We start from the raw sequence: 22,849 nt of genomic DNA on the forward strand, positions 1-22,849 counted from the left end.
GCTCGGCAAAGTGTCCTTGGGGAAATTCGCTAGACCAGAAAATCCGGCGCCGCGCCGTGGGCCTGCGGGATCAGGGATCCGGGCGCGAGGTGAAGCGTCATCGCATGATGATCCGCATCGGTCAGCGTCAAAATATTGGTCTGAGTGTCGAAGGCCGCGTTCACCTTGGCGTCGAAGCCATCCAGCACCAGCGTCGTGCCTGGCGTATAGTTTGAGATGACGCCGGATGTTTGTTTGGCATCGGGTCCGAAGACAAATGAGTCCGTACCCGTCAGAACGACATTGCTGCTTAGATTGCCAGTGACCACCAATGTCCCGTTGTTGACGTTGACAGCGCCAGTCCCGCTTAAATTATCGACCTTGAGCACGCCACTATCCAGGACAGTGCCGTTGTTGACGAGGTTGCCCGAAACATCCACCTCACTGCCGGTGTGCACATTGACGATACCGCCATTGGTCAATCCATTCTTGAAGTCGATCGTGCCGGCCTGATCGGCGGTGATCGTTCCAAAGGTGTTGAAAACGGCGTCGTCGAAATCGAGCGAGGCATGCACGGCTTCGATCAGGCCGCTGCTGGTGACGGAATTGCCGGTGTTGACCGCAAGCGGCTGGGACCCGTTCGCCTCGAGCGTGCCGGAGAAGCCGATATCCAAGGTGAGGCTGTGATCTCCGTTTCCGATCGTGCCGGCGCCGTCGATCGTGCCGCCGTCAAGGTCGAGCGTGTGATGCGCACCGCTGTTCAGGATCGAGGAGCCCGGATCGAGCTTGATCTCGCCATTGCCAATGATCGTGGCGTCGCCGGTCAGGATGACTTTCGCGAAATTGAAGAACTCGATCTTGCCGCCGTTGTTCAGCGTGCCGCTGACAAACAGACCGCTTGCGGCACTGACGTCAAACACGGCGCCGGCCTTGAGCGTCACATTGTTGAAACTGTTGGCGCTGCCTGCAACGGATTCGATGAGTCCGCCTGATGTCGCATCCAGCAACGTCCCGTCCAGATGCACGTTGTCGAAGGTGATGGTGCCGCCATTGGCGACGATCGCACCGAGGGAACCGCCGGCGATCGTATCGTTCACGAAGGCGAGCATCGCCTGGGTTTCGCTCAGTGAACCGAGATTGTTGATCGTGCTGTTGCTGATCACACCGGCGCGGCCGGTCTCGTGCAAATTGCCGGTCACGCTGATATTGATCGTTGCCCGATCAATCGACGTGAAGCCGGTCGAGCCGGTGACCGTCAGAACGCCACCGCCGCCGCTGGTGTCATTCACGTCAGTGACCGTGATCGCGACGTTCTTTGTCGCGATCTCTGTCCCGTCGCTGACCGCGACGGTGACGTCGTAGACGTTGTCGTGGTTCGCGTCTTTCGGCGCCTCGAAGTCGGGCGCGGACTTGAACGTCACATCGCCCGTCGCCGACACGTCGAACAGAGCCGCGTCAGTGCCGGACAGCGAATAGGTCAGCGCGGGACTGTCCACATCGGTCGCCGCGACGTGGTAGGCGACGCCAGAGCCATTCTCCGCGAAGCTTGCCGTCGTGCCCGAGCTGATCACGGGCGCATCATCGATTCCCGTCAGCGTCACGGTGATGCCCTGTGTCCCGTAGAAGCCGTCGAGGACCAAGATGAAGATGTCGGTATGGGTCTGTCCGGCCGCGAGCGGAGCGATGTTGGCATGAGAGACATCATAGCTCCACGTCACCTTGCCATCGGCAACGTCGATGGTGGCCGTGAGTGTGCCGAGATTGCCGTCTTGCGGTGCCACCGCGACCGTGTGGGCACCGGCAAAGAAACCCGCCTGCGATGTCGAAACATGGGCAGCGCCATTGTCCGTCAGCTTCGCTGCGGTGAAGGAACGCGTAGTAAGATCTCTTACAAAGATGTCGTAGGTATGGTTGGTATCGCCCGGCACCAGAATGCTGGATAAAGACTCGAATGCCACCTTGGTGCCATCAGGCGAGAACACGGGAAGCCGGCTGCCGCCCCCGAATTCCCACGGCCTGCCCCCATTGGTCGAGACGGCCGTGATGGCACCCGTGGCCAAGTCCTTCACATAGACGACCTGATCGGCATTGACACCCGGCACGAGATTGGTGGCACTGGAATAGAACGCAATCTTGGTGCCATCAGGCGAGAACACGGGTTTCTGGGCTTCGCCGTTGTTCTGCGGGACTCCGTCGGCATCGGTCGATACCAGCGTGACCGCGCCTGTGGTCAGATCCTTAATGACGATGTTGCCGATTAGGTTGTTAGAACTACCCGGCACAAGATTGTCGGCAAAGGTATAGAACGCCACCTTGGTGCCATCTGGCGAGAACACCGGGTCGAAGCTGCCGCGATCCCCACGAGCGCCGCTGGCGCTCTCCGACACCAGTGTGGTGGCCCCGGTGGAAAGGTCCTTGATGTAGATCTCGGTGGTGTCGCCGCGCACTGTGGCCGACCCGAACACGATTTTGGTGCCATCGGGTGAGAACGAGGGGGGGAAGGTAAAGCCATTCTCAAGCCCGCCGCCGCCGGGTCCTCCGTTGTATGGACTGGGCGCCACGAGCGTTATCGCGCCAGTGGTCAGGTCCTTCACGAAGATGTCGCGCACGTGGTCGGTATCATCAGGCACGAGATTGTCGGCATCGGAATAGAACGCAACCTTGGTGCCATCAGGCGAGAATATCGGGTTGGTGGTCGATAAGCCGTCCGCCTGTTCCCCACTGGCACTCGTCGATACGCGCGTGAGGGCACCGGTGGCCAGGTCCTTCACGAAGATGTCGGCGCCCGTTGCGAACGCCAACATGGTGCCATCGGGCGAAAAAATCGGCTGGTAGCCACCCAGCTGAACCCCGCTGGCATCGGTCGACACGAGCGTGATCGCCCCGGTCGAAAGGTCCTTCACGAAGACGTCGGGTGCACCGTTGGTATCGCCGGGCACCAGATTGTCGGCATAGGATGCGAACGCCACTTTCGTGCCGTCGGGCGAGAACGCTGCCTGGACACTCGCGCCATCCGCCTGCGCCCCGGTTGCGCTGGTCGACACGCGCGTGAACGCATCGTCGCTGCCACCGCCAGCGGTGAAAACAGGTGCTGAATTCGTCATCAATGCCTCCGTTTGCCCGGCAACAGGCCGGGTCCGAATGTTTTGCACGACAATCAGAAACAGAAACGCGGCACCAATGAGTCCCTGCTGTCCAAGGCAAGTTTAGTGCCCTAGATGACGAACGCTTGATGCAGCCGCGAAGGATCAGATGAAGGATCAGATTGAGCGTCGTTGGCTGCGCCGCTGCACGACAGGCAATCAAAACTGCGCCAGCAGTCTTTCACGATACGCAGCCGCGCCGAACTGCGAGAGCGCATAGCATCCCTCAGGGTGATCTCGTGTCGTCGGGATGAATAAGCCGCTCCTTCTGAAATGCAGCGCGAGCGGTGATCCGTTACATCACCAAGAATTGCCATCGCCAAAAATTGGCCACTTTAACCGACGCTGGGGAGACCGACGCCATTTGGCGGATCTTCGGCCCCTTCATGCTTCCGGATACGCCAAGATGAACGTGGCCAGGGGTCGGAGAAACATCCAACACGCCAAATCAGCGGCCATCAATTTTTGAATGGAGCGGGCGAAGGGAATCGAACCCTCGTATGCAGCTTGGGAAGCTGCCGTTCTACCATTGAACTACGCCCGCGAATGCGCATCTCACGCCAACCCTGATTAGCCGAGACGGCGCCGCTCGCCAAGCGCTTTGGCGCGGCCGGCCGGACGGTTGTTAACGTCCTGGCAAGATTTTGGGTGCGCCGGATTGTGGCGGTGTTATGATCGCGCGTCTGGGGAGAGACGTGCACTGAGTGGGGCGTGTGCATGCTGGGGCGCGGCTACACGATATTCAACACGGCCATAGGGCGCTGCGGCATCGTCTGGAGCAGCACCGGCGTGGTCGCCGTGCAATTGCCGGAGGCGCGGGAGATCGATACCCGCCGCCGGATTTTCGCGGTCCATCCCGAGGCGCGCGAGCAGCAGCCTCCGCTGAATGCCGAGCTTGCGATCGAGGGCATCGCAGGCTTGCTGCAGGGCGGCGACCCTGATTTTTCCGAGGTCAGCCTGGACGCCGGCGGCGTCCCCGGCTTCCACCGGCGCGTTTATGAAGCCGCCTGCGCCATTCCGCGCGGGGAGACGCGCACCTATCACGAGATCGCCAAGGCGCTGGGCGCCTCCGGCGCCGCGCATTCGGTGGCGCAGGCGATCGCCAAAAATCCCTACATGCTGATCGTGCCCTGCCACCGGGTGCTGGAGGCCGGCAATTACGCCGACCGGCTCTCGCCTTACGGCGGGGTGATCTCCAAGCGGCGGCTGCTTGCGCTCGAGGGCGCCCATCCGGTCGCGAGCAAGACGCTGTTCGAGGTGCTGCTGCCCGTTGCCCCACCGAGGCCCAGCTAAGGCGCGATCGCAATCGCACCTTAGCTTTGTTTTTTGGGCATGATCTTGTCGGACAACCGCTACACACTTGTCCGGATCATGCCTAGATGGGTGGCATGGATGCGACCACGCTGCTGACCACGCAATCGATGACGGTCTCGGAGTTTCGCTGCGATGCGGGACCGGACGACAAGCCGTTCGCGGAGTGCCGCACCGGCCATTCCATTGCGTATGTTCGCTCCGGCAGCTTCGGCTGCCAGTGCCGCGCCGGCTTCTTCGAGCTGGTGGCGGGCTCGATGCTGGTCGGCGCTCCCCGCGAGGAATACACCTGCACGCATGAGCATGTCAGCGGCGACGTCTGCCTGGGCTTCTTCTTCAGCGAAGACCTGGTCGATGCCCTCGGGGGACGACGCGAGATCTGGCAGGTCGGCGCGACACCGCCGCTGCCGGAGCTGATGGTGCTGGGCGAGCTCGCCCAGACGGCGGCAGATGGCAACAGCGACCTCGGTCTCGACGAGGTCGGTCAAATTCTCGCCGGCCGCTTCATCGATGTCGTCTCGGGCAAGGCGCGCAAGCCGGCCACGCCCACCGCACGCGACCGCCGCCGCGCAGTCGAAGCCGCGCTGTGGATCGACGCCAACTCGCATGCCGAGGTCGACCTCGAACAGGCGGCGCGGCAGGCGGGCCTCAGCCCGTTCCATTTCCTGCGGCTGTTCTCGGCCGTGCTCGGCGTCACCCCGCATCAATATCTGGTGCGCTCGCGGCTACGCCACGCGGCGCGGCTGCTGACAGATGATGACATCGCGGTCACCGACGTCGCCTATGACGTCGGCTTCGGCGATCTCTCCAATTTCGTCCGCACCTTCCATCGCGCCGCCGGCGTGTCGCCGACGAAGTTTCGGCAGGCGTCGAAGGGCGAGCGCAAGATTCTCCAAGAGCGCGCTACCCTCAACTGAATAGGGTCGTCTCCGGCGCGCGCCAGTCGCGGCGCGCTTTGCAATGGAGACGATCATGTACGACCACATCGGACTGCGTGTTGCCGACCTCGACGCCGCCACGCGCTTCTACACCGCGGTGCTTGCGCCGCTCGGCTACGCCCTGTGCTCGAGCGGCGACGGCTATGCGGGCTTCGGGCCGAAGGGCGAGCCGGCGCTCTGGCTGCACCTGAACAAGGGACGCAAGGCCGACGGCGCGCATATCGCGTTTCGCGCCAAGGACCATGATGCGGTCAAGGCATTCCACAGCGAAGGCTTGAAGAGCGGCGGCCGTGACAATGGCGGCGCCGGCCCGCGCAAGGACTATAGCCCGACCTACTACGCGGCGTTCCTGATCGATCCCGATGGCAACAACATCGAGGCGGTTTGCGTGTGAGCGTCGGCCGCCATCGCCTCACACGCTGTCATGCCCCGGCTTGACCGGGGCATCCAGTACGCCGCGGCTTCTCGATTCAATCACAGCGGCCTCTGGAATACTGGATCGCCCGATCCCGTCTCCGCCAAGGCTTCGCCGGGCCAAGAACTCACTTGGCCGCCGAAGCCTTAGCGAAGGCGGCAAGTCGGACGATGACGCCTGAGATGATGGCTCGCTTGTTTCTCCAAATTATAGGAATCTACCATGGCCTCCATCCACAACGACATTTCCCTCCCCGTCCCGGCCCGCGACGTCTGGGACGCCGTACGCGATTTCGGCGCGCTGCCTCAGCGGCTGGCGCCGGGCTTCGTCACCGCCTGCACGCTCGACGGTGATGCACGCATCGTCACCTTCGCCAATGGATCAGTGGCGCGCGAGGTGCTGGTCGATTGCGACGATGCGCGACAGCGGCTGGTCTACGCCATCAACAACGAGCGGCTCAGGCATTACAGCGCCTCGGTGCAGGTGATCGCCGAGGGCGAGGCGAGCTGCCGCCTTGTCTGGATCATCGACATGCTGCCGAACGAGCTTGCGGCTTACGTCCAGGGGCAGACCAAGGACGCCGTCGCCGCGATACACCGGGCGTTCCCGGCTGTGGCTGCGTGATCTTTCTCACAGAGCCCTGCCCTCGCCGACCCTAACCATGGCCGCGTGCGTCCGGTTGGCTCCGCTCTCCCGGCGGAGCCACGCACGCGAGGAGCAGGCCATGAGAGGTGCGGATAAGGTGATCTGCCAGGCGGCCGCCGTGCTGCTGCTATTTTCGATCTCGAGCGCGCCGGCAAAGGCGCAGTTCCTCGGCGGCGGAGGCGCCGGCGGCGAGGACATGATGACCCAGATGGCGCCGATGCTGGAGATGATGAAGGCGAAGATGGGCAAGCGCCGCTTCGCCATGCTGATGCAGACCATGGGTCCGATGATGAGCCGCATGATGGAGAACGGCGGCGGCGGGCTCGGCGGCATGATGGGGGGCGGCGGCAGCCTGAGTGGCGGCAATTTCGGCGGTGGCTTCGGCGCGCCGAACTACGGCGACTACACGCCGATGGGCGCAGGCGGCTACATGCCGACCGGAATGGGCGGCATGGGTGGCGGCGACATCATGGGTATGCTGGGTGGTTCCGGCGGCGGCGACATGATGGCGATGATTCCGCAGCTGATGCGGCTCGCCAATGTCGGCGGCGGTGGCGGCCATCGCCGCCACAGACACCGCTAGTCTGCAACGCCCGAAAGCGCAGGCCTGATCGCAGGTTTCGTCTCGCGCGGCCCCCAGCGTGTCAGCACCACGCTGGAGCACGAGAGCAGGCCGAGCACGACCATCGAGCTCGCGGCCAGCCAGAAGAAGCTCTGCGCGGTGGCATCATGCGTCGACAGCCACCAGCCGATCGCCGCGATGTAGATCAGGCGCGCGGTCTGCGCCAGCACCGGCCCGATCACCTTGGCCGCGCCCTGCGACGAGAAATACATTGTCGAGGCGAGCCCGATGAAGGCGTAGAACGGCGCCACCGTCGACAGATATTCATGGCTGGTCGCGCGCACGGTGGCGCTGTCGGTGAAGATGTTGACCCAGAGATCTGGGAACAGCGCGACGAGGCACGCCGGCGCGCCGACGGCGACGAACGCGCTCGCACCGGCGATCCAGGCGATGCGCCGGGCGCGCGCGATGCGCACCGCGCCGATCGCCATGCCGATCATCGGCACCGAAGCGATGCCGAACGAGAACGCGATCGAGGTCAGCAAAAATTCCAGCCGCGCGCCGATGCCGTAGCCGGCGAGGATCGCAGTGCCGAACTTTGCCAGCATGTGGGTGAAGATCGAGATCGTCAGCACCGATTGCAGCGGCGAGAAGCAGGCGATGGCGCCGACCTTCAGGATATCGAAGAACATCGCCCATTGAACGCGCAGCCCGCGCAGTTTCGGTACGATTCGGGCGCGGCCGGAGAACAGGTACCAGCCCATCACACAGATGTTCATGGAATAGGCGATCAGCGAGCCGGCCGCGACGCCGCGCATGCCGAACTGCGGCACGGGCCCGAGCCCGAGGCCCAGCGTGCCGCCAAGCACGACCTGCATGACCGCGGAATTCAGCATCAACAGCGAGGGCAGCTTCATGTTGCCAGTGCCGCGCAACACGCCGGCCATGGTGTTGAGCAGCCACGGCAGCACGGCCCCGCCAAAAAACACCTGTGTGTAGGCGACCGCATGCGTCAGCACATCCCCGCGGCCACCAAGCATTTCCAGCACCTTGGGCCCGAAGATCAGCATGCCCAGCATGAAGACGAGGCCGAAGGTGATGCCGATCAAGAGCGCATGCGCGGCGAGCGTGCCGGCGCGCTCGCGGTCGCCTGCGCCGAGCGCCCGCGCGATGGCCGACGCCACGGCGCCGCCCATTGCCCCGCCGGACATCGTCATGGTCAGGATCACTGTCGGAAACACCAGCGCCATTGCCGCCAGCGCCTCGACGCCGAGCCTGCCGATATAGGAGGTCTCCGCTATCACCACACAGGTGCCGGCCGACAGCGCGACCACGTTCGGCCAGGCGAGTCCGAGCAGCGTGCGCAGAATCGGCCCGTCCATCAGCGCGCTTCGTACCGGCCGCGGAGGCGGCGGCAACGGACGCTCTTGTTCATCGACCGGGATTTCGGCGATGTCGGACATGTCCTCTCCCGGGCGCAGGCCATTCGCGGCGCGGCAATGCGTAGGTGTGCCAATAAATTTCTTCGCGCGGAAGGCGCGGCGACAGGCTTAGCACGACAATTGCCGATTCCTCCTGCGCCGGATGCAGGCGTGCCCTGCGGCAGCGCATTTCAACAGATGGAATTACTCAATGGTCCACACCAGCGGCGGCTGACCGCCCGCTGTCGGGCGCAGGTGCACGCCGATGTGCCGCCCGCATCCGGCAGCGAGCCCCTCGAACAACCCTTCCAGCACCCTGGTGCAGACGCGATGATAGTCGGCGACGTCATCCATCAGCTTCCAGCTCTGCTGACGAAATTCAAACGTGCCTTCTGATGCCGTCGTCTCGGCAGCGTCATCCTGCGCGGCAAACAGAGCGTTCAGGAACGCTGCGAACTCGCTGGCGCCACCACGGCTCATAGACAGCGCCGCGGCGACCTCGTCAAAATACTGCATCCCGATCAGCTTGCCAGTGAGGTGCAGGAGATAGCCGGCGTCTTCGGGGCCGAACAATTGCACCATGACGGGCGCGGCGGTGCGCACATATTCCATCGCGTAGTTGCGGTAGGCCTTTTCCAGCCGCGGCTTCGGCCAACTCGCGACGGGCAAGGCAGGCGCGGCTTTAGCGTCGAACAACGGCGCTTCCAGATGGCGCGCGAACACCAGGCGTTGATCCAGCCCGAGCTGGTGGTCGTACTGATAATAATAGCCTTCGAGCCCATCCTGACCGTCGACGCTCTGCTTGGTGCAGACGAAGCCGAGCCTGGTATCGCCGAGCGCGACGCCATTGTTGGCGTGCCAGCCGCGCAGCATCGCGCGGCTGACCTCACCCGGCACGCCGCAGATCGCGGTGCCCTTCCAGATCCAGCGCGGCGGCGGATAGCGGATCCAGGCTTTGCGGTCGCTCTCATACATGTACTCGACATGCACGCCGCCGATCCAGTTGGAGAGATAATGATATTGCGCGGCGGCCACCGCCGGCGGCAGATGATTGAGACCGAGCTTTTCGAGCCCCGGCAGGAAGCGCTCCTGCTGCTGGCGGCGAAACACGCGGAAGACGAATTCGGCAGCATCCGCCGTGCCGCGCCGTGTGACGACGGTGAGGATGAGTCCGGTGAAATAGGCGTGATAGAGGTCGGCGACCGCGCGCCAGCGCTTCCATTGCGCTTCTTGTGCTGCGTCTGTTGCGGCGGTCATGTTCGCTCCCGATCGTTGTTTTGATCGAGTGTGTCACTGCGACCTGTACGAGGCAACCTGACGCTCAGGCAGAGCGCCCTGCACGCCAGCCCGTCAATTCCGCATCACGAATTTTGCGCAAGCCTGGCCCCACGCTCGCGCTCGACGCGTTCGGTGACGTCGCGCGCCATCGCGACCGATCCGACCACGGCACCACCGGCATCGCGCACCAGCGCGAAGGTCATCTCGATGTAGAGCTTGCGTCCGCTCTGGTGCAGCGCGCGGGTCAGCGTCGGCCTGCCCGCAAGCTTCATCGCCCCGGTGGCAAGCGCAGCTTCGAAGCCCTTCCAGTGCGCGGCGCGCAGATGTTCGGGAATGATCAGATCGAGGTTCTGGCCGAGCGCTTCGTCGGCGGAGAAGCCGAACAAGGCGGTCGATGCACGATTCCAGCGCGTGATGGTGCCAGAGCGATCCGAATAGATCAGCGCGTCCGCGACGTCGTCGAGGATTCTTGCGTCGAGTTCGGATTGAACACTCATCTCGCCACCTCGCATGCAGCCGGATTTCAGCTTGCATCCCGGCAGTAGTCAATCGAGGGGCTGCGGCGTACTGGATGCCCCGGTCAAGCCGGGGCATGACAGTAGAGTGTGGAGCTACACCCGAAAATGCTTCGATAGTTTGAGGCCCTGCGCCTGGTAGTTCGAGCCGATGCGCTGGCCGTACATCGCGTCGGGGCGCGCCAGCATTTTCTCGTAGACGAGACGGCCGACGATCTGGCCGTGCTCGAGAATGAACGGCACCTCGCGCGAGCGCACTTCGAGCACGGCGCGCGATCCCTGCCCGCCAGCTCCGGCATAGCCGAAGCCGGGATCGAAGAAGCCGGCATAGTGCACGCGGAACTCGCCGACCAGGGGATCGAACGGCACCATCTCCGCGGCGTAGTCGGGCGGCACCTGCACGGCTTCCTTGGAGGCGAGGATGTAGAACTCGCCGGGGTCGAGGATCAGGCTGCCGTCGGGACGCGCCGAGATCGGTTCCCAGAAATCCTCCACCGCATAGCCGGAGCGGCGGTCGACGTCGACGACACCGGTGTGGCGCTTGGCGCGATAGCCGACGAAGCCGTTGGCCTTCTCGCCGGAGAGGTCGACGGAGACGGCAACGCCGCCGGTGAGATCGGCATCGTCGAGATCGACGAGACGCTCGGTCGCATGCAGCGCCTCGAGCTCGTCGATGTTGAGGATGGCATCTCCGGTGCGGAAGCGTACCTGGCTCAGGCGCGAGCCCTCGCTGACCAGTACCGGAAACGTCTTCGGGCTGATCTCGGCGTAGAGCGGGCCGTGATAGCCGGCGCCGATCATGTCGAAGCGTCGGGTGCCGTCGGCGATGACACGGGTGAAGACATCGAGCCGGCCGGTCGAGCTTTTCGGGTTCGCGGCGGCGACGATCTCCGGCGGCAGCGCCAGGCTTTCCAAGAGCGGCACGATGTAGACGCAGTTGGTCTCCAGCACTGCGCCATCGGCGAGGCTGAACTCGTGCAGCTTTAACTCGTCGATGCGCTCGGCGACGGTCGCGCCGGGACCCGGCAGGAAGCTGGCGCGAACGCGATAGGCGATGTCGCCGAGGCGAAGGTCGAGGCTCGCCGGCTGGATCTGGCTTTCGACGAAGTCATAAGCGGGCAGGATGAGGCCCGCCTTCGCCATCGCCGCGATCATGCGGTCGGGCAGGATACCATTGGCGTCGGCGGCAACCGTGAAGCTCAACCGGGGGTCCTCGTCAGGGGTCAAATGCATCCGGACATGCGGGAAATAGCAGCCTTTTACGGCTATCCGATGGACGCCTTGACGGAAAGGCCATTGCGGAATATGAGCATCACTTATCCCGTGGTGATTTGAGCCGGCCGGCTTGCAGCCACGTTAAATAAGTCGCTAAACAGGCCGGGGACCTCTGTGATCCCGGCCCGTGGAAGTTATCCAGGCCGGTTTTTTTGTGACCATTTTCGATGGTCACGCAGAGGAGGTCCTATGTCGAAGTCCCCGGCGTCCACCACGCAATACCGTCCCGAAACCCGCCTGGTCCATTCCGGCACCCTGCGCTCGCAATATGGCGAGACGTCGGAGGCGCTGTTCCTGACCCAGGGCTACGTCTACAACAGCGCCGAGGAGTGCGAGGCGCGGTTCAAGGGCGAGGACCCCGGCTTCATCTATTCGCGCTATTCCAACCCGACCATCTCGATGTTCGAGCGCCGCATGATCGAGCTCGAAGGCGCCGAAGCCGCCCGCTCGGCCGCGACCGGCATGGCCGCGGTGACGACCGCGATCCTGGCGCCGCTGAAGGCCGGCGATCATGTGGTGGCCTCGCGCGCCCTGTTCGGCTCCTGTCTCTACGTCATTCAGGATCTCTTGCCGCGCTACGGCATCGAGACGACGCTGGTCGACGGAGCCGATCTCGACCAGTGGCAGCGCGCCTTGCGGCCGAACACCAAGACGTTCTTCCTGGAGAGCCCGACCAACCCGACGCTCGACGTGCTCGACATTCCAGGGATCGCCGAGATCGCGCACAGCGGCGGCGCGCGGCTCGTCGTCGACAACGTGTTCGCGACGCCGATCTGGCAGAGCCCGCTCGCGTTAGGGGCCGACGTCGTGGTCTATTCCGCGACCAAGCACATCGACGGCCAGGGCCGTTGTCTCGGCGGCATCATCCTGTCGTCGGAAGCGTTCATCGCCGAGCACATCCACAATTTCATGCGCCAGACCGGCCCGTCGATCTCGCCGTTCAACGCGTGGGTCCTGCTCAAGGGCCTGGAAACGCTCGGCGTACGCGTGCGCGCGCAGACCGAGACGGCGGGACGCATCGCCGACGTGCTGGCGAGCCATCCGAAGATTTCGCGCCTGGTCTATCCCGGCCGCGCCGATCATCCGCAGGCAGCTCTCGTGAAGAAGCAGATGCGCGGCGGCTCGACGCTGGTCGGCTTCGAGGTCAAGGGCGGCAAGCAGGGTGCGTTCCGCGTGCTCAACGAGCTCAAGCTTGCAAAAATCTCGAACAATCTCGGCGATGCCAAGAGCCTCGTCACGCATCCGGCGACCACGACGCATCAGCGCCTCAAGCCGGAAGACCGCGCCGCGCTCGGAATCAGCGAGGGCTTCATCCGCTTCTCGGCGGGGCTCGAGCATGCGGATGATCTGATCGAGGATCTGACTGCGGCGCTGGAGAAGGCGTGAGGGCTTCACGAGCTCGGAACGTAGGGTGGGCAAAGCGACTTGTCCGCCGTAGCTCGAAGAGCGAAGGCGGAAGCGTGCCCACCATTCACGATCATATCGCCGATAGATGGTGGGCACGGCGCGCGAAGAGCGCGCCTTTGCCCACCCTACGGCACCGAGCTACATCGGCCGATACGTCCGCACGTCGGCGGGCACGTTGACGCCGAGCTTGATCTGGCCGACGGAGCGGATGATGTCGTCGCCGAGGATCTGCGCGAAGCAGGCATAGCCCCAATCGTTCATATGCAGGCCGTCGGCGATCACGAAACTCTCGACCGGGATCGATTGATTCTCGTGCCAGTCGCGCATCACCTCGAAGCGGGGGAAGATGCCGACGTGACGGAGCTCGGCGACCTTGCCGAGCAGGTGCACCATCTTGCCGGCGCTCTCCTTGCGCTGGTTGACGGCCGGCGAATATTGCGGATCGACCAGCACGATGTCGGCGCCGCCAGCGGCCTGGATGCGGGAGATGCCGTCCTCGACCATCTTGGCGGTGTCACCGGGATCGAGATTGCGCAGCACCGCATTGGTGCCGACCTGCCAGATCACGAGATCCGGATGCACGTCGATCACCTCCTTCTGGAGGCGCTTCATCATCTCGGGCGCGTCCTCGCCGCCGACGCCGGCGTTGATGACGGTGATGTCGGCGGTCGGATATTGCCGGCGGAGCTGCGCGGCGAGACGGTTCGGATAGTTGAAATCGGGCGAGCTCGCGCCATAGCCTGCCGTCGACGACGAGCCGAACGCGACGATCACGACGGGTTTGCCGGCGACGAGCTTGCCCGCGACATGCGGCAGCGAGCCCATCGCCTTCGAGCCACCCTTCGGCGTGAGGCAGGGCACGCGGCTGAAAATGTCCCCGGCGGATTTCGCGACCTGCTTCACCTTGTCGATGGCGCGGGCGGTCACGCCGCGCTGCTCGTGGGACGTCGCGGCGACGGTGGTCTGGGAAGGCGAAGCGGAAGCCGGACTAGCGGCCTGCTGCGGCGCGGGCGTTGCCTGCGTGGCCTGCGCCTGCACTGGTGCCAGCGACACCGGCGTCAGGAGCAGCAGAGCCGCCGCGGGCGCAGCCAGCCATGCAGTCAACCAAAAAGGGCGGAGAGAACTCATTAACGCTAGACCTCAATTTTGCTGCTGGGCCGGCCCCAGATGGGCTGCGTCGATCACAAACTGTGCCAACGCCCGGCCAAGGCAGTCATGGACCTGTTTCGCCAGCTCTGGCCCGCGGGACGGGCTGAACAGGTCGAACTGACCCTGATCATTCCACTGCCGCATGATCGCGAAACGGTCGAACAGCGGGATGTCATGCTCCTGCGCCACCACCCGCATATTGTCGAGATAGGGCGGCACCGAGATCATGGTTTCGGTACGCGGGCTGTACTGCAAGTTCATCAACACGACGTCAGCCCCTGCTTTTTGCAGCGCGGAAACCCCTTCGGTTACCGCCCCGCGAAAATCATCGGGATCAATCGCTCGGATAGCATCCACAGTCCCGGTCTGCCAGATGACCAAAGTAGGCCTTTTTGCTTCCATCAGCTTAACGAAGGTGGCGGCCGCCTCCTCGGCCGTCTTCTTGCTCTGTATTTCTACGGAGACGTGCACGGTCTCCGACGGCAGCAGCCTGTCCTGCAGGATGGCCTGCATGCGCGCCGGATAGGAGCTGTCCTCCGAGGCCGGAATCGTGGTCGAACGGCTGCCGATGACGAGGATTTCGAGCGGTTTGCCGGCCTTGATGGCATCGGCGACCCTCGGAAGCTGGCTTTCAGTGGTGAGCAGATAGGATGGCAATTCGCAGGCCGGGGGCGCGGCCGGAGCAGCCGGCACGGCATCGCCCGCGCGCGCCAGGGGCGCGGCGAGGTTACCGCACAGCAGGACCAGGCTCAGGAGAACCTTCGCCTTCATCAGCCCCCTCCCGCCAGATCGGCGTTGCCGACGGCGTTTTTGGTTTTCGCACCGCTCTTGTCAGCCACGCGCTTGTACCACGAAATCACCCATGCAACGCCCCACATGATCAGGATTCCGGAGAGACTAATCAGCGCATGCATGGCTGCGCCGCCGGAGACTTCGGCCAGGATGAAATGGCCGGCGAAGGCGAGGAAGACGCCGAGACAAAAGATCTCGAGGGAATGCTGGCCGCAGAGGATCAGCGGCCGCAGCCAGGGCGATTTCAGGCCCGGCCATTCCCGGGGCAGGAAGCGAACGGTGAGCGCGGCGAACGCCAGGAAATGCGTGAAGCGCAGCACGTCGAGATCGGCCTTGTCGATCGGATACATCCACTGCTCGAGCCGCCTCGGCATGAAGTGGGAGAGCTGCGGCACATACCAGGTCAGCGTCACGTAGAACGCCGCGACGAGATAGGCGATCGATATCCACATCGTGACGCGGGACGCCAGGATGCGCGACATGCGTCGCGCACCTCCGAGCGCACACCATGCACCGAATACGAAAAGCAATTGCCAGGCGAAGGGATTGAACGCCCAGAAGCCGTTCGGATAGGCCGACAGATAGAGGTCGTATTCCCAGGTCACCGCGTAGAGCACGACCGAGAGGCCGAGCGTCACGTCGGGCCGCCATTTCATCAGCCACAAGATCAAGGGCAGCGCCAGCATCAGCACGATATAGAGCGGCAGCACGTCCATGTTGACCGGACGAAAGCGCAGCAGCAGCGCCTGCACGATCGTGACATCGGGCTGCTTGAGGAAATCCATGATGCCCATCTCTTCGGTGTAGAGCGGGTTCTCGAACCTGGTCGCAACGTAGGAGATTTCGGCGAGGAAGATCGTGAACAGAAAGACGTGGGCGACATAGATCTGCCAGACGCGCCGCAGGATGCGCGCGGTGGCGACGACGAAGCCGCTTTCGAGCATGGCACGACCGTAGACGAACGCCGCGGTGTAGCCGGAGATGAAGATGAAGATCTCGGTGGCGTCGCTGAAGCCGTAATTGCGGATCGTGAACCAGGTCAAAAGGCTCGGCGGCAGATGGTCGACGAAGATCAGCCACAGCGCGAGCCCGCGGAACAGGTCGAGCCGGAGCTCGCGCTCGCCGATGGCGGGCAGCGTGATGGCCGGCGCGGCGGAGCGCGGCTTCGCCTCCGCAGGTCTGGCCTCCGCAGGCTTGCCGGTTCCCGCGATCGTCGATCCCGTCACTTGGTCGGCAATGGTCATCGGGGGTTCGAAACCCTTCCGCAAATCGCGACGTGTCATGGAGTGTACAGGTCCGGCCGTCGTCTCGCAAAGCGGCCGGATCACATTGGGTCTACTTCCTCGGCAATTCTGGCGGCACGATGTCACCAAAACCGCCTGCGGGCGTTGGTTCCCGGCCGGGTTTTCGTTATGATGGCCGCCATGTATCGCGCCGTGACCCGCCAGATCGAAGTGACCGTCGAGCCGAACTTTGTTCCGGAGCAGTCGTCGGCTGACCGCTCCCGCTATTTCTGGTCCTACACCATCGTCATCACCAATTCCGGCGACGAAACCGTGCAGCTGAAGACGCGGCACTGGATCATCACCGACGCCACCGGCCGCCAGCAGGAGGTCAGGGGCGAGGGCGTCGTCGGCGAGCAGCCGACCCTGGCTCCCGGCGAGCGCTTCGAATACACCTCCGGCGTGCCGCTCGCGACCGCCTCGGGCTTCATGACCGGCCGCTACCAGATGGTCAGTGAAAGCGGCGAACGCTTCGAGATCGACGTGCCGACGTTCTCGCTGGACAGCCCGGACAACAAGCGGGTGTTGAATTAGCCCGGTGCCGTAGGCGCCGTAGGGTGGGCAAAGGCGCAAAGCGCCGTGCCCACCATTCCAAACGTGGCGCATAAGATAGTGGGCACGCTGCGCTTTGCCCACCCTACGACTGGATTGCTTCGCTGCGCGCGCAACGACGGAGGATGCGACGCCTACGCGTCTTCCACGCCGGCCTCGTGCGGCGTGAACTGGTACACCGACGAGCAGAACTCGCAGGTCACGACGACCTTGTCGTCCTTGACCATGGCGGCGCGGTCGTCGGGCGAGAAGCTCTTCAACATCGCACCAACCGCGTCGCGCGAGCAGGAGCATTGCGCCTTCAGCACCAGCGGATTGAACACGCGCACGCCACGCTCGTGGAACAGGCGGAACAGCAGCCGCTCGCCGGAGAGTTCGGGGTCGATCAGCTCGACGTCCTCGACGGTCTCGACCAGCGAACGCGCCTCGACCCAGGCGTCGTCTTCGGCGACAGCATGCACCTCCGCGCCTTCGGGCGCATCGCCGGGATGCAAATCGGCCTGCCGCGCGCGCTCGGGCGCCTTCGGCAGGAACTGCATCAGCATGCCGCCGGCGCGCCAGCGATGCTTGCCGCCGTCGTTCGAGCGCCACTCCTCGCCGACCGCGAGACGCACGCGCGTCGGGATCTGCTCGGAGCGCAGGAAATATTCGTGGGCGGCATCTTCCAGGCTGCCGCCGTCGAGCGCGACCAGACCCTGGTAGCGGCTCATGTCGGGACCCTGGTCGATGGTCATGGCGAGATGACCGTTACCGAGAAGCGTGCCGGAATCTTTTGTCTCGCCGAGGCGCTCGGCATCGTAGCGCGCATAGGCGCGCAGGCGATCCGGCGCCATGTAGTCGACGACCAGGAACGACACCGGACCGTCGGTCTGGGCCTGGAGGATGAAGCGGCCCTCGAACTTCAGCGCCGAGCCGAGCAGCGTCGTCAGCACGATGGCCTCGCCGAGCAGCTTGCCCACGGCAGCGGGATAATCGTGCTTGGTCAGGATCTCGTCGAGCGCGGGACCGAGCCGCACGAGGCGGCCGCGCACGTCGAGTGCGTCGACCTCGTAAGGCAGCACGGCGTCATCGATGGGAACCGCTGATGGTGCGCGAACCGGGCCTTCAGGCCCGGTATTCATGTCAGGGGATTGGGAAACCATGGCGCTTTATCTGGGGTCGATGGAGGAAAATGGAAGAGGGCTCAAGGGTGGTGTGTTCCGGATGCACTTATGATCGCTCAGGATCCTGCAAATTCGATGTCGTCCCGGCGCGCGCAAAGCGCTGATACGGGACCCATAGCCACAGGATTACGCGATAGCCCGCGTAGCCCGGATGGAGCGTAGCCCAATCCGGGACCACTCCAACTGCGGACACAAACCCGGATTTCGCTGCGCTCCATCCGGGCTACAAGTGAGATTACTTCACCGCGTCAAAGCACCAGGCCAGAATGCCCTTCTGCGCATGCAGGCGGTTTTCGGCCTCGTCGAACACGACCGATTGCGGGCCGTCGATCACTTCGTCGGTGACCTCCTCGCCGCGATGGGCGGGCAGGCAATGCATGAACAGCGCATCGGGCTTGGCCAGCGACATCAGCTTCGAATTGACCTGATAGGGCTTGAGCACGTTGTGACGGTGCTCACCTTCCTTGTCGCCCATCGACACCCAGGTGTCGGTGACGACGCAGTCGGCCCCCTTCACGGCGGCCTCGGGATCGGTGCCGAGCACGATCGGCGCGCCGGTGGCCTTGATGAAGTCCCGCATTACCTTTTTCGGCGCAAGCTCCGGCGGCGTCGCGACATTGAGCTTGAACTTGAAGCGCTCGGCGGCATGCGCCCAGGACGCCAGCACGTTGTTGTCGTCGCCGGTCCAGGCCACCGTCCTGCCCTCGATCGGGCCGCGATGCTCTTCGTAGGTCATGAGGTCGGCCATCACCTGGCAAGGGTGCGAGCGCCGTGTCAGGCCGTTGATGACGGGCACCGTCGCATATTCCGCCAGCTCCAGCAGGGCCTCGTGATTGAGGATGCGGATCATGATGGCGTCGACATAGCGCGACAGCACGCGCGCCGTGTCGGCGATGGTCTCGCCGCGGCCGAGCTGCATCTCGGCGCCGGTCAGCATGATGGGCTCGCCGCCGAGCTGGCGCATGGCGACGTCGAACGAGACGCGGGTGCGCGTGGAGGGACGCTCGAAGATCATCGCCAGCGTCTTGCCTTCCAGCGGCTTCACCGGCTGGTGCGCTTTCTGCTTCGCCTTCATGGCGGAGGAGGCCGCGAGCATGCTCTTGAGCTCCGACAACGGGAGCTCGTTGATATCCAGAAAGTGCTTCGGGGACTTGCTCATCAGCTCGCCGCCCGCTTGGTCTGACTGGACGAGATCGCGGCGCAGGCGCGCTCGAGCCGCCCGACGCTGTCCTCGATTTCGGCTTCGGTGACGATCAAGGGCGGCAGGAAGCGCACGACATTGTCGCCGGCGCCGACCGTGAGCAATTTTTCGTTGCGCAATGCCGCGCCGAGATCGCCTGATGGCACCACGGCCTTGATGCCGATCAGAAGGCCTTCGCCGCGCACTTCGCTGACGATGTCAGGATAACGATCGATCACGGAGGCGAGCTTCTGCTTGAGCAGCAGCGACATCTTCTGCACGTGATCGAAGAAGCCGGGCTTGAGCATGACGTCGAGGACGGCGTTGGCAGCCGAGATCGCGAGCGGATTGCCGCCGAAGGTCGAGCCGTGCGAGCCGGGCCCCATGCCGGCAGCCGCGTCCGCGGTCGCCAGCACCGCGCCGATCGGGAAGCCGCCACCGAGCGCTTTGGCCAGCGACATCACGTCAGGCGTGACGCCGGTGCGGCGATGCGCGAACAGATCGCCGGTGCGGCCCATGCCGGTCTGCACCTCGTCGAACGCGAGCAGCAGGCCCTTCTCATCGCAGAGCTGGCGCAACGCCCTCAGGAAGGCGGGCGTTGCCGAACGCACGCCACCCTCGCCCTGGATCGGCTCGATCAGGATGCCGGCGGTCTGCGGACCGATCGCCTTCTTGACGGCGTCGATATCGCCATGCGGGACCTGGTCGAAGCCGTCCATCGGCGGGCCAAACCCTTCGAGATATTTTGCCGAACCGGTCGCGGCGAGCGTTGCCAGCGTGCGGCCGTGGAAGGCGCCTTCGAAGGTGATGATGCGGTAACGTTCCGGATGACCCTTGGAGAAGTGATGATGGCGGACGAGCTTGATCACACCTTCCAGCGCTTCGGCGCCGGAATTGCAGAAGAACACGAAGTCCGCGAAGCTTTCGTTGCACAGACGCGCGGCGAGCTTCTCGCCGTCCGGGCTCTGGAACAGGTTCGACATGTGCCAGAGTTTGGTGGCCTGCTCTTGCAACGCTTTGACCAACGCAGGGTGAGCATGGCCGAGCGCATTCACCGCCACGCCCGAGGTGAAATCGAGATAGCGATCGCCATTGGTCGCAATCAGCCAGCAGCCTTCACCGCGCTCGAAACCGAGGTCGGACCTGGCGAAAACGGGGAGCAAATGCGGCGCTGCGCTGTTAGTCATGACGATCACTTGAATGTTGCGGACGGCGTGAGCGTGCATTGCGCAACGCACCATTGACCGGCCCGGAAAACGAAACGTGCCGCCTTTTAAGGGCGGCACGCGAGACTATCTTATGCCTGGTGAAACCGGTGTCAATGCCGCCCGGAAAGCCTCGCGAAACGCAGAATCCGTAGTCTTGCGGTGGCGATTTTGCGTATTTCCGCCACGGAACATGTGGAAGCGAGTCGGCGGACTCTTGCGCGTGAGTCACGCCATATTGTAGCGTTTGGCTTGTCAGATACGACATCTCGTGCAGCAGTTCTGATCCTCTAAGTCCTCATGTACCGGCGTAAGCGTTCGGGCGCATCTGGTGCGCCCGGCGAGCCTTAAGGGATTCTGGCGGCACGGGTTTTTCGAAGCTTAGGCATTCGCCGTGCGGCCGCCAGGATGGCAGGCGCCGGCGAAGGAAAGGGTGCAATGACCGTTTTGACCTGGTCGGATGATCGCGTCGAGCAGCTGAAAAAGCTCTGGGAGGCCGGGCTTTCGGCCAGCCAGATCGCCGCTGAACTCGGCAATGTGACCCGCAATGCCGTAATCGGCAAAGTGCACCGGCTCGGCCTGTCGGGCCGCGCCAAGAGCCCTTCATCGGCAGCGCCGCGGCCGCGCAAGGCACGCCCCGCCCAGCACATGATGCGGGTGACCCGCCCGATCGCGCGCGGCAACACCGCGCTGGCGCAAGCCTTCGAAGTCGAGGTCGAGGCCGAACCGGTCACCTACGACAACGTCGTGCCGATGAGCCAGCGGCTGTCGCTGCTGGAGCTGAACGAGGCCACCTGCCACTGGCCGGTCGGCGATCCCTCGAGCCCGGATTTCTTCTTCTGCGGCGGCAAGGCGCTCTCCGGCCTGCCCTACTGCGCCCAGCACTCGCGCGTGGCGTATCAGCCCGCGGCCGATCGCCGGCGCGCGCCGGCGAAGCCGGGTCCGCGCTGAGGTATCGGATTAGCTGACTACGAAGACGGCGCCGTCACGCGATGACGGCTCAACTCACTCGGTGTCGTCCCTGCGAACGCAGGGACCCATAATCCCGGCGCGTAGTTATTGCGCGGGATGATCACTCCGAGTCTTCGCCAAACCACTCCCTGTGGTTATGGGTCCCTGCGTTCGCAGGGACGACATCGAGGATGCGGTGGCAGCCCGCTAAATCACGTCTGCCACAGCAACCCCTTACGCTTGCTCCGCCTTCGCAAAGCGATCGTCCAGTGCGTAGCCCGCGCCGCGGACGGTGCGGATCGGGTCCTGCTCGCGGCCGAGATTGAGCAGCTTGCGCAGGCGCCCGATATGGACGTCGACGGTGCGCTCGTCGATGTAGATGTCACGGCCCCAGACGCTGTCGAGCAGCTGCTCGCGCGAGAACACGCGGCCGGGATGCTCCAGGAAGAACTCCAGCAGGCGATATTCGGTCGGGCCGAGATCGATCGGCCGGCCCGAGCGCGCCACGCGACGCTTGTCGCGGTCGAGCTCGATGTCGCCATAGGCGAGCACGGTGGCGAGCCGCTCGGGGCTGGCGCGCCTGAGCAGGCCCTTCACGCGTGCCAGCAGCTCCGGGACCGAGAACGGCTTGACGATGTAGTCGTCGGCGCCGGTCGCAAGGCCCCGCACCCGCTCGCTCTCCTCGCCGCGCGCGGTGAGCATGATGATCGGGAGCTGCTTGGTCTCGGGCCGGGTGCGCAGCCGCCGGCACAGCTCGATGCCGGAGAGGCCCGGCAGCATCCAGTCGAGCACGATCAAATCGGGGATGTGCTCCTTGAGGCGGGTGTCGGCATCGTCGCCGCGCATCACCGTCTCGACGTCATAGCCGTCGCCTTCGAGGTTGTAGCGGAGAAGCTCGGTGAGAGCTTCCTCGTCCTCAACCACCATAATGCGTGCGCCCATGGTGTTCGTCGCTCCTTAAGTGTTCGGGACCGTCGTGGCGAAGGTCGTCATGTCGCCCTTCGGCCGCTTGTCGGTGATCGCCTGGCCCTCGATCATGTAGAACACGGTCTCGGCGATGTTGGTGGCGTGGTCACCGATGCGCTCGATGTTCTTGGCGCAGAACATCAGATGGATGCAGAACGAGATGTTGCGCGGATCCTCCATCATGTAGGTGAGGAGCTCGCGGAACAGCGAGGTGCAGATGGCGTCGACTTCCTCGTCGCCCTTCCACACCGCCATTGCCGCCGGCAGATCGTGCGCGGCATAGGCGTCCAGCACCGACTTGACCTGTTGCTGCACGAGGTCGGTCATGTGCTCCAGACCGCGGAACAGCTTGAGCGGATGGAAATCCGTCTCCAGCGCCGCGACGCGCTTGCCCATGTTCTTGGCGAGGTCGCCGATCCGCTCGAGATCGGTCGCGACGCGCATGGCGCCGACGATCTCGCGCAGATCCACCGCCATCGGCTGGCGGCGCGCGATGGTGAGAACGGCGCGCTCCTCGATCTTCTTCTGGAGCGCGTCGAGCTCGGCGTCGATGGTCACGACGCGCTGGCCGAGCGCGACGTCGCGGCGGATCAGCGCGTCGACGGAATCGACGATCATGCGCTCGGCGATGCCGCCCATCTCGGCGACCAGGCGCGTGAGTTCCTGGAGGTCGGTGTCGAAGGCCTTTGCGGTATGTTCAGAACCCATGTTCCGTCTCC

The 22,849-nt window shown here is 64.2% G+C and carries 21 protein-coding genes, 1 tRNA gene and 1 riboswitch; of the genes, 8 read left to right on the plus strand and 14 right to left on the minus strand.

The features are described from left to right. Positions 1-29: 29 nt before the first annotated feature. Both AB7245_RS43255 and AB7245_RS43260 read right to left on the minus strand, forming a co-directional pair. Positions 30-3,083, minus strand: coding sequence for a DPP IV N-terminal domain-containing protein (locus AB7245_RS43255; protein WP_135215211.1), 3,054 nt, complete (start codon positions 3,081-3,083; stop codon positions 30-32). Between the two features lie 509 nt (positions 3,084-3,592). Next, positions 3,593-3,666 (minus strand) — tRNA-Gly (locus tag AB7245_RS43260). Positions 3,667-3,839: 173 nt separating this feature from the next. Between AB7245_RS43260 and AB7245_RS43265 the strand changes: the two genes are divergently transcribed. From AB7245_RS43265 to AB7245_RS43285, 5 genes are all read left to right on the plus strand, one after another. After that, positions 3,840-4,415, plus strand: a complete 576-nt coding sequence (locus AB7245_RS43265) for a methylated-DNA--[protein]-cysteine S-methyltransferase (RefSeq protein WP_063985926.1) — start codon at positions 3,840-3,842, stop codon at positions 4,413-4,415. A gap of 95 nt (positions 4,416-4,510) precedes the next feature. Then, positions 4,511-5,350: a helix-turn-helix transcriptional regulator gene (locus AB7245_RS43270; protein WP_085399624.1), complete on the plus strand. Its 840-nt coding sequence runs from the start codon at positions 4,511-4,513 to the stop codon at positions 5,348-5,350. Between the two features lie 55 nt (positions 5,351-5,405). After that, positions 5,406-5,765, plus strand: coding sequence for a VOC family protein (locus tag AB7245_RS43275; RefSeq protein WP_038933391.1), 360 nt, complete (start codon positions 5,406-5,408; stop codon positions 5,763-5,765). Between the two features lie 243 nt (positions 5,766-6,008). Beyond that, positions 6,009-6,410: an SRPBCC family protein gene (locus AB7245_RS43280; RefSeq protein WP_085399623.1), complete on the plus strand. Its 402-nt coding sequence runs from the start codon at positions 6,009-6,011 to the stop codon at positions 6,408-6,410. Positions 6,411-6,510: 100 nt separating this feature from the next. Beyond that, positions 6,511-7,014, plus strand: coding sequence for a hypothetical protein (locus AB7245_RS43285; protein WP_085399622.1), 504 nt, complete (start codon positions 6,511-6,513; stop codon positions 7,012-7,014). Here the strand turns inward: AB7245_RS43285 and AB7245_RS43290 are convergent. From AB7245_RS43290 to AB7245_RS43305, 4 genes are all read right to left on the minus strand, one after another. Then, positions 7,011-8,456 carry an MATE family efflux transporter gene (locus AB7245_RS43290; protein ID WP_085399621.1) on the minus strand — a complete coding sequence of 482 codons (1,446 nt, stop codon included), beginning with the start codon at positions 8,454-8,456 and terminating at the stop codon, positions 7,011-7,013. The two genes, AB7245_RS43285 and AB7245_RS43290, sit on opposite strands and share 4 nt — an antisense overlap. Before the next feature lie 162 nt (positions 8,457-8,618). Beyond that, entirely contained in the window at positions 8,619-9,671 is a 1,053-nt protein-coding gene (locus AB7245_RS43295) for a hypothetical protein (RefSeq protein ID WP_085399620.1), read from the minus strand. A gap of 104 nt (positions 9,672-9,775) precedes the next feature. Continuing rightward, positions 9,776-10,189, minus strand: coding sequence for a PAS domain S-box protein (locus AB7245_RS43300; RefSeq protein ID WP_085399638.1), 414 nt, complete (start codon positions 10,187-10,189; stop codon positions 9,776-9,778). 114 nt (positions 10,190-10,303) lie between these two features. Then, complete coding sequence (locus tag AB7245_RS43305) at positions 10,304-11,440, minus strand: 2'-deoxycytidine 5'-triphosphate deaminase (protein WP_094183942.1); 1,137 nt, start codon at positions 11,438-11,440, stop codon at positions 10,304-10,306. 80 nt (positions 11,441-11,520) lie between these two features. Next, positions 11,521-11,600: riboswitch (SAM riboswitch) on the plus strand. 71 nt (positions 11,601-11,671) lie between these two features. Between AB7245_RS43305 and AB7245_RS43310 the strand changes: the two genes are divergently transcribed. Continuing rightward, a complete protein-coding gene (locus AB7245_RS43310; protein WP_085399619.1) occupies positions 11,672-12,868 on the plus strand; it encodes an O-succinylhomoserine sulfhydrylase in 1,197 nt (398 codons plus the stop codon). Between the two features lie 159 nt (positions 12,869-13,027). Here the strand turns inward: AB7245_RS43310 and AB7245_RS43315 are convergent, their stop codons facing one another. Genes AB7245_RS43315 through AB7245_RS43325 form a run of 3 tightly spaced genes read right to left on the minus strand, consistent with a single transcriptional unit; the run spans position 13,028 to position 16,074 of the window. Beyond that, positions 13,028-14,017 (minus strand): SGNH/GDSL hydrolase family protein, encoded by a 990-nt coding sequence (locus tag AB7245_RS43315; protein ID WP_071909137.1) that lies wholly within the window; start codon positions 14,015-14,017, stop codon positions 13,028-13,030. A gap of 12 nt (positions 14,018-14,029) precedes the next feature. Beyond that, the gene (locus AB7245_RS43320) at positions 14,030-14,809 is read right to left on the minus strand and encodes an SGNH/GDSL hydrolase family protein (RefSeq protein ID WP_063979875.1); all 780 of its coding nucleotides are present in this window, start codon (positions 14,807-14,809) and stop codon (positions 14,030-14,032) included. Then, positions 14,809-16,074 carry an OpgC domain-containing protein gene (locus AB7245_RS43325; RefSeq protein ID WP_028155148.1) on the minus strand — a complete coding sequence of 422 codons (1,266 nt, stop codon included), beginning with the start codon at positions 16,072-16,074 and terminating at the stop codon, positions 14,809-14,811. The genes AB7245_RS43320 and AB7245_RS43325 overlap by 1 nt, the downstream gene beginning before the upstream one ends. Before the next feature lie 180 nt (positions 16,075-16,254). On the opposite strand from AB7245_RS43325, the gene apaG reads away from it, so the two are divergent. Continuing rightward, the gene (gene apaG / locus AB7245_RS43330; protein WP_014491305.1) at positions 16,255-16,647 is read left to right on the plus strand and encodes a Co2+/Mg2+ efflux protein ApaG; all 393 of its coding nucleotides are present in this window, start codon (positions 16,255-16,257) and stop codon (positions 16,645-16,647) included. 152 nt (positions 16,648-16,799) lie between these two features. Here apaG and AB7245_RS43335 read toward each other — a convergent pair whose 3' ends face one another. From AB7245_RS43335 to AB7245_RS43345, 3 genes are all read right to left on the minus strand, one after another. Next, on the minus strand, positions 16,800-17,807 hold the full coding sequence (locus AB7245_RS43335; protein WP_085399618.1) for an Hsp33 family molecular chaperone: 1,008 nt from the start codon (positions 17,805-17,807) through the stop codon (positions 16,800-16,802). 256 nt (positions 17,808-18,063) lie between these two features. Further along, the gene (gene argF, locus AB7245_RS43340) at positions 18,064-18,987 is read right to left on the minus strand and encodes an ornithine carbamoyltransferase (protein WP_014491303.1); all 924 of its coding nucleotides are present in this window, start codon (positions 18,985-18,987) and stop codon (positions 18,064-18,066) included. Continuing rightward, positions 18,987-20,195, minus strand: a complete 1,209-nt coding sequence (locus AB7245_RS43345) for an aspartate aminotransferase family protein (RefSeq protein WP_085399637.1) — start codon at positions 20,193-20,195, stop codon at positions 18,987-18,989. Before AB7245_RS43345 ends, argF begins: the two co-directional genes overlap by 1 nt. A 456-nt stretch (positions 20,196-20,651) precedes the next feature. On the opposite strand from AB7245_RS43345, the gene AB7245_RS43350 reads away from it, so the two are divergent. Beyond that, a complete protein-coding gene (locus AB7245_RS43350; RefSeq protein ID WP_014491301.1) occupies positions 20,652-21,164 on the plus strand; it encodes a GcrA family cell cycle regulator in 513 nt (170 codons plus the stop codon). A gap of 234 nt (positions 21,165-21,398) precedes the next feature. Here the strand turns inward: AB7245_RS43350 and phoB are convergent, their stop codons facing one another. Beyond that, positions 21,399-22,106, minus strand: coding sequence for a phosphate regulon transcriptional regulator PhoB (phoB, locus tag AB7245_RS43355; RefSeq protein ID WP_014491300.1), 708 nt, complete (start codon positions 22,104-22,106; stop codon positions 21,399-21,401). Positions 22,107-22,121: 15 nt separating this feature from the next. Then, on the minus strand, positions 22,122-22,838 hold the full coding sequence (gene phoU, locus AB7245_RS43360; protein ID WP_028155152.1) for a phosphate signaling complex protein PhoU: 717 nt from the start codon (positions 22,836-22,838) through the stop codon (positions 22,122-22,124). Positions 22,839-22,849: the final 11 nt, after the last annotated feature.

Source organism: Bradyrhizobium sp. 604_D8_N2_3 (assembly GCF_051810765.1).
GTDB lineage: Bacteria > Pseudomonadota > Alphaproteobacteria > Rhizobiales > Xanthobacteraceae > Bradyrhizobium > Bradyrhizobium barranii.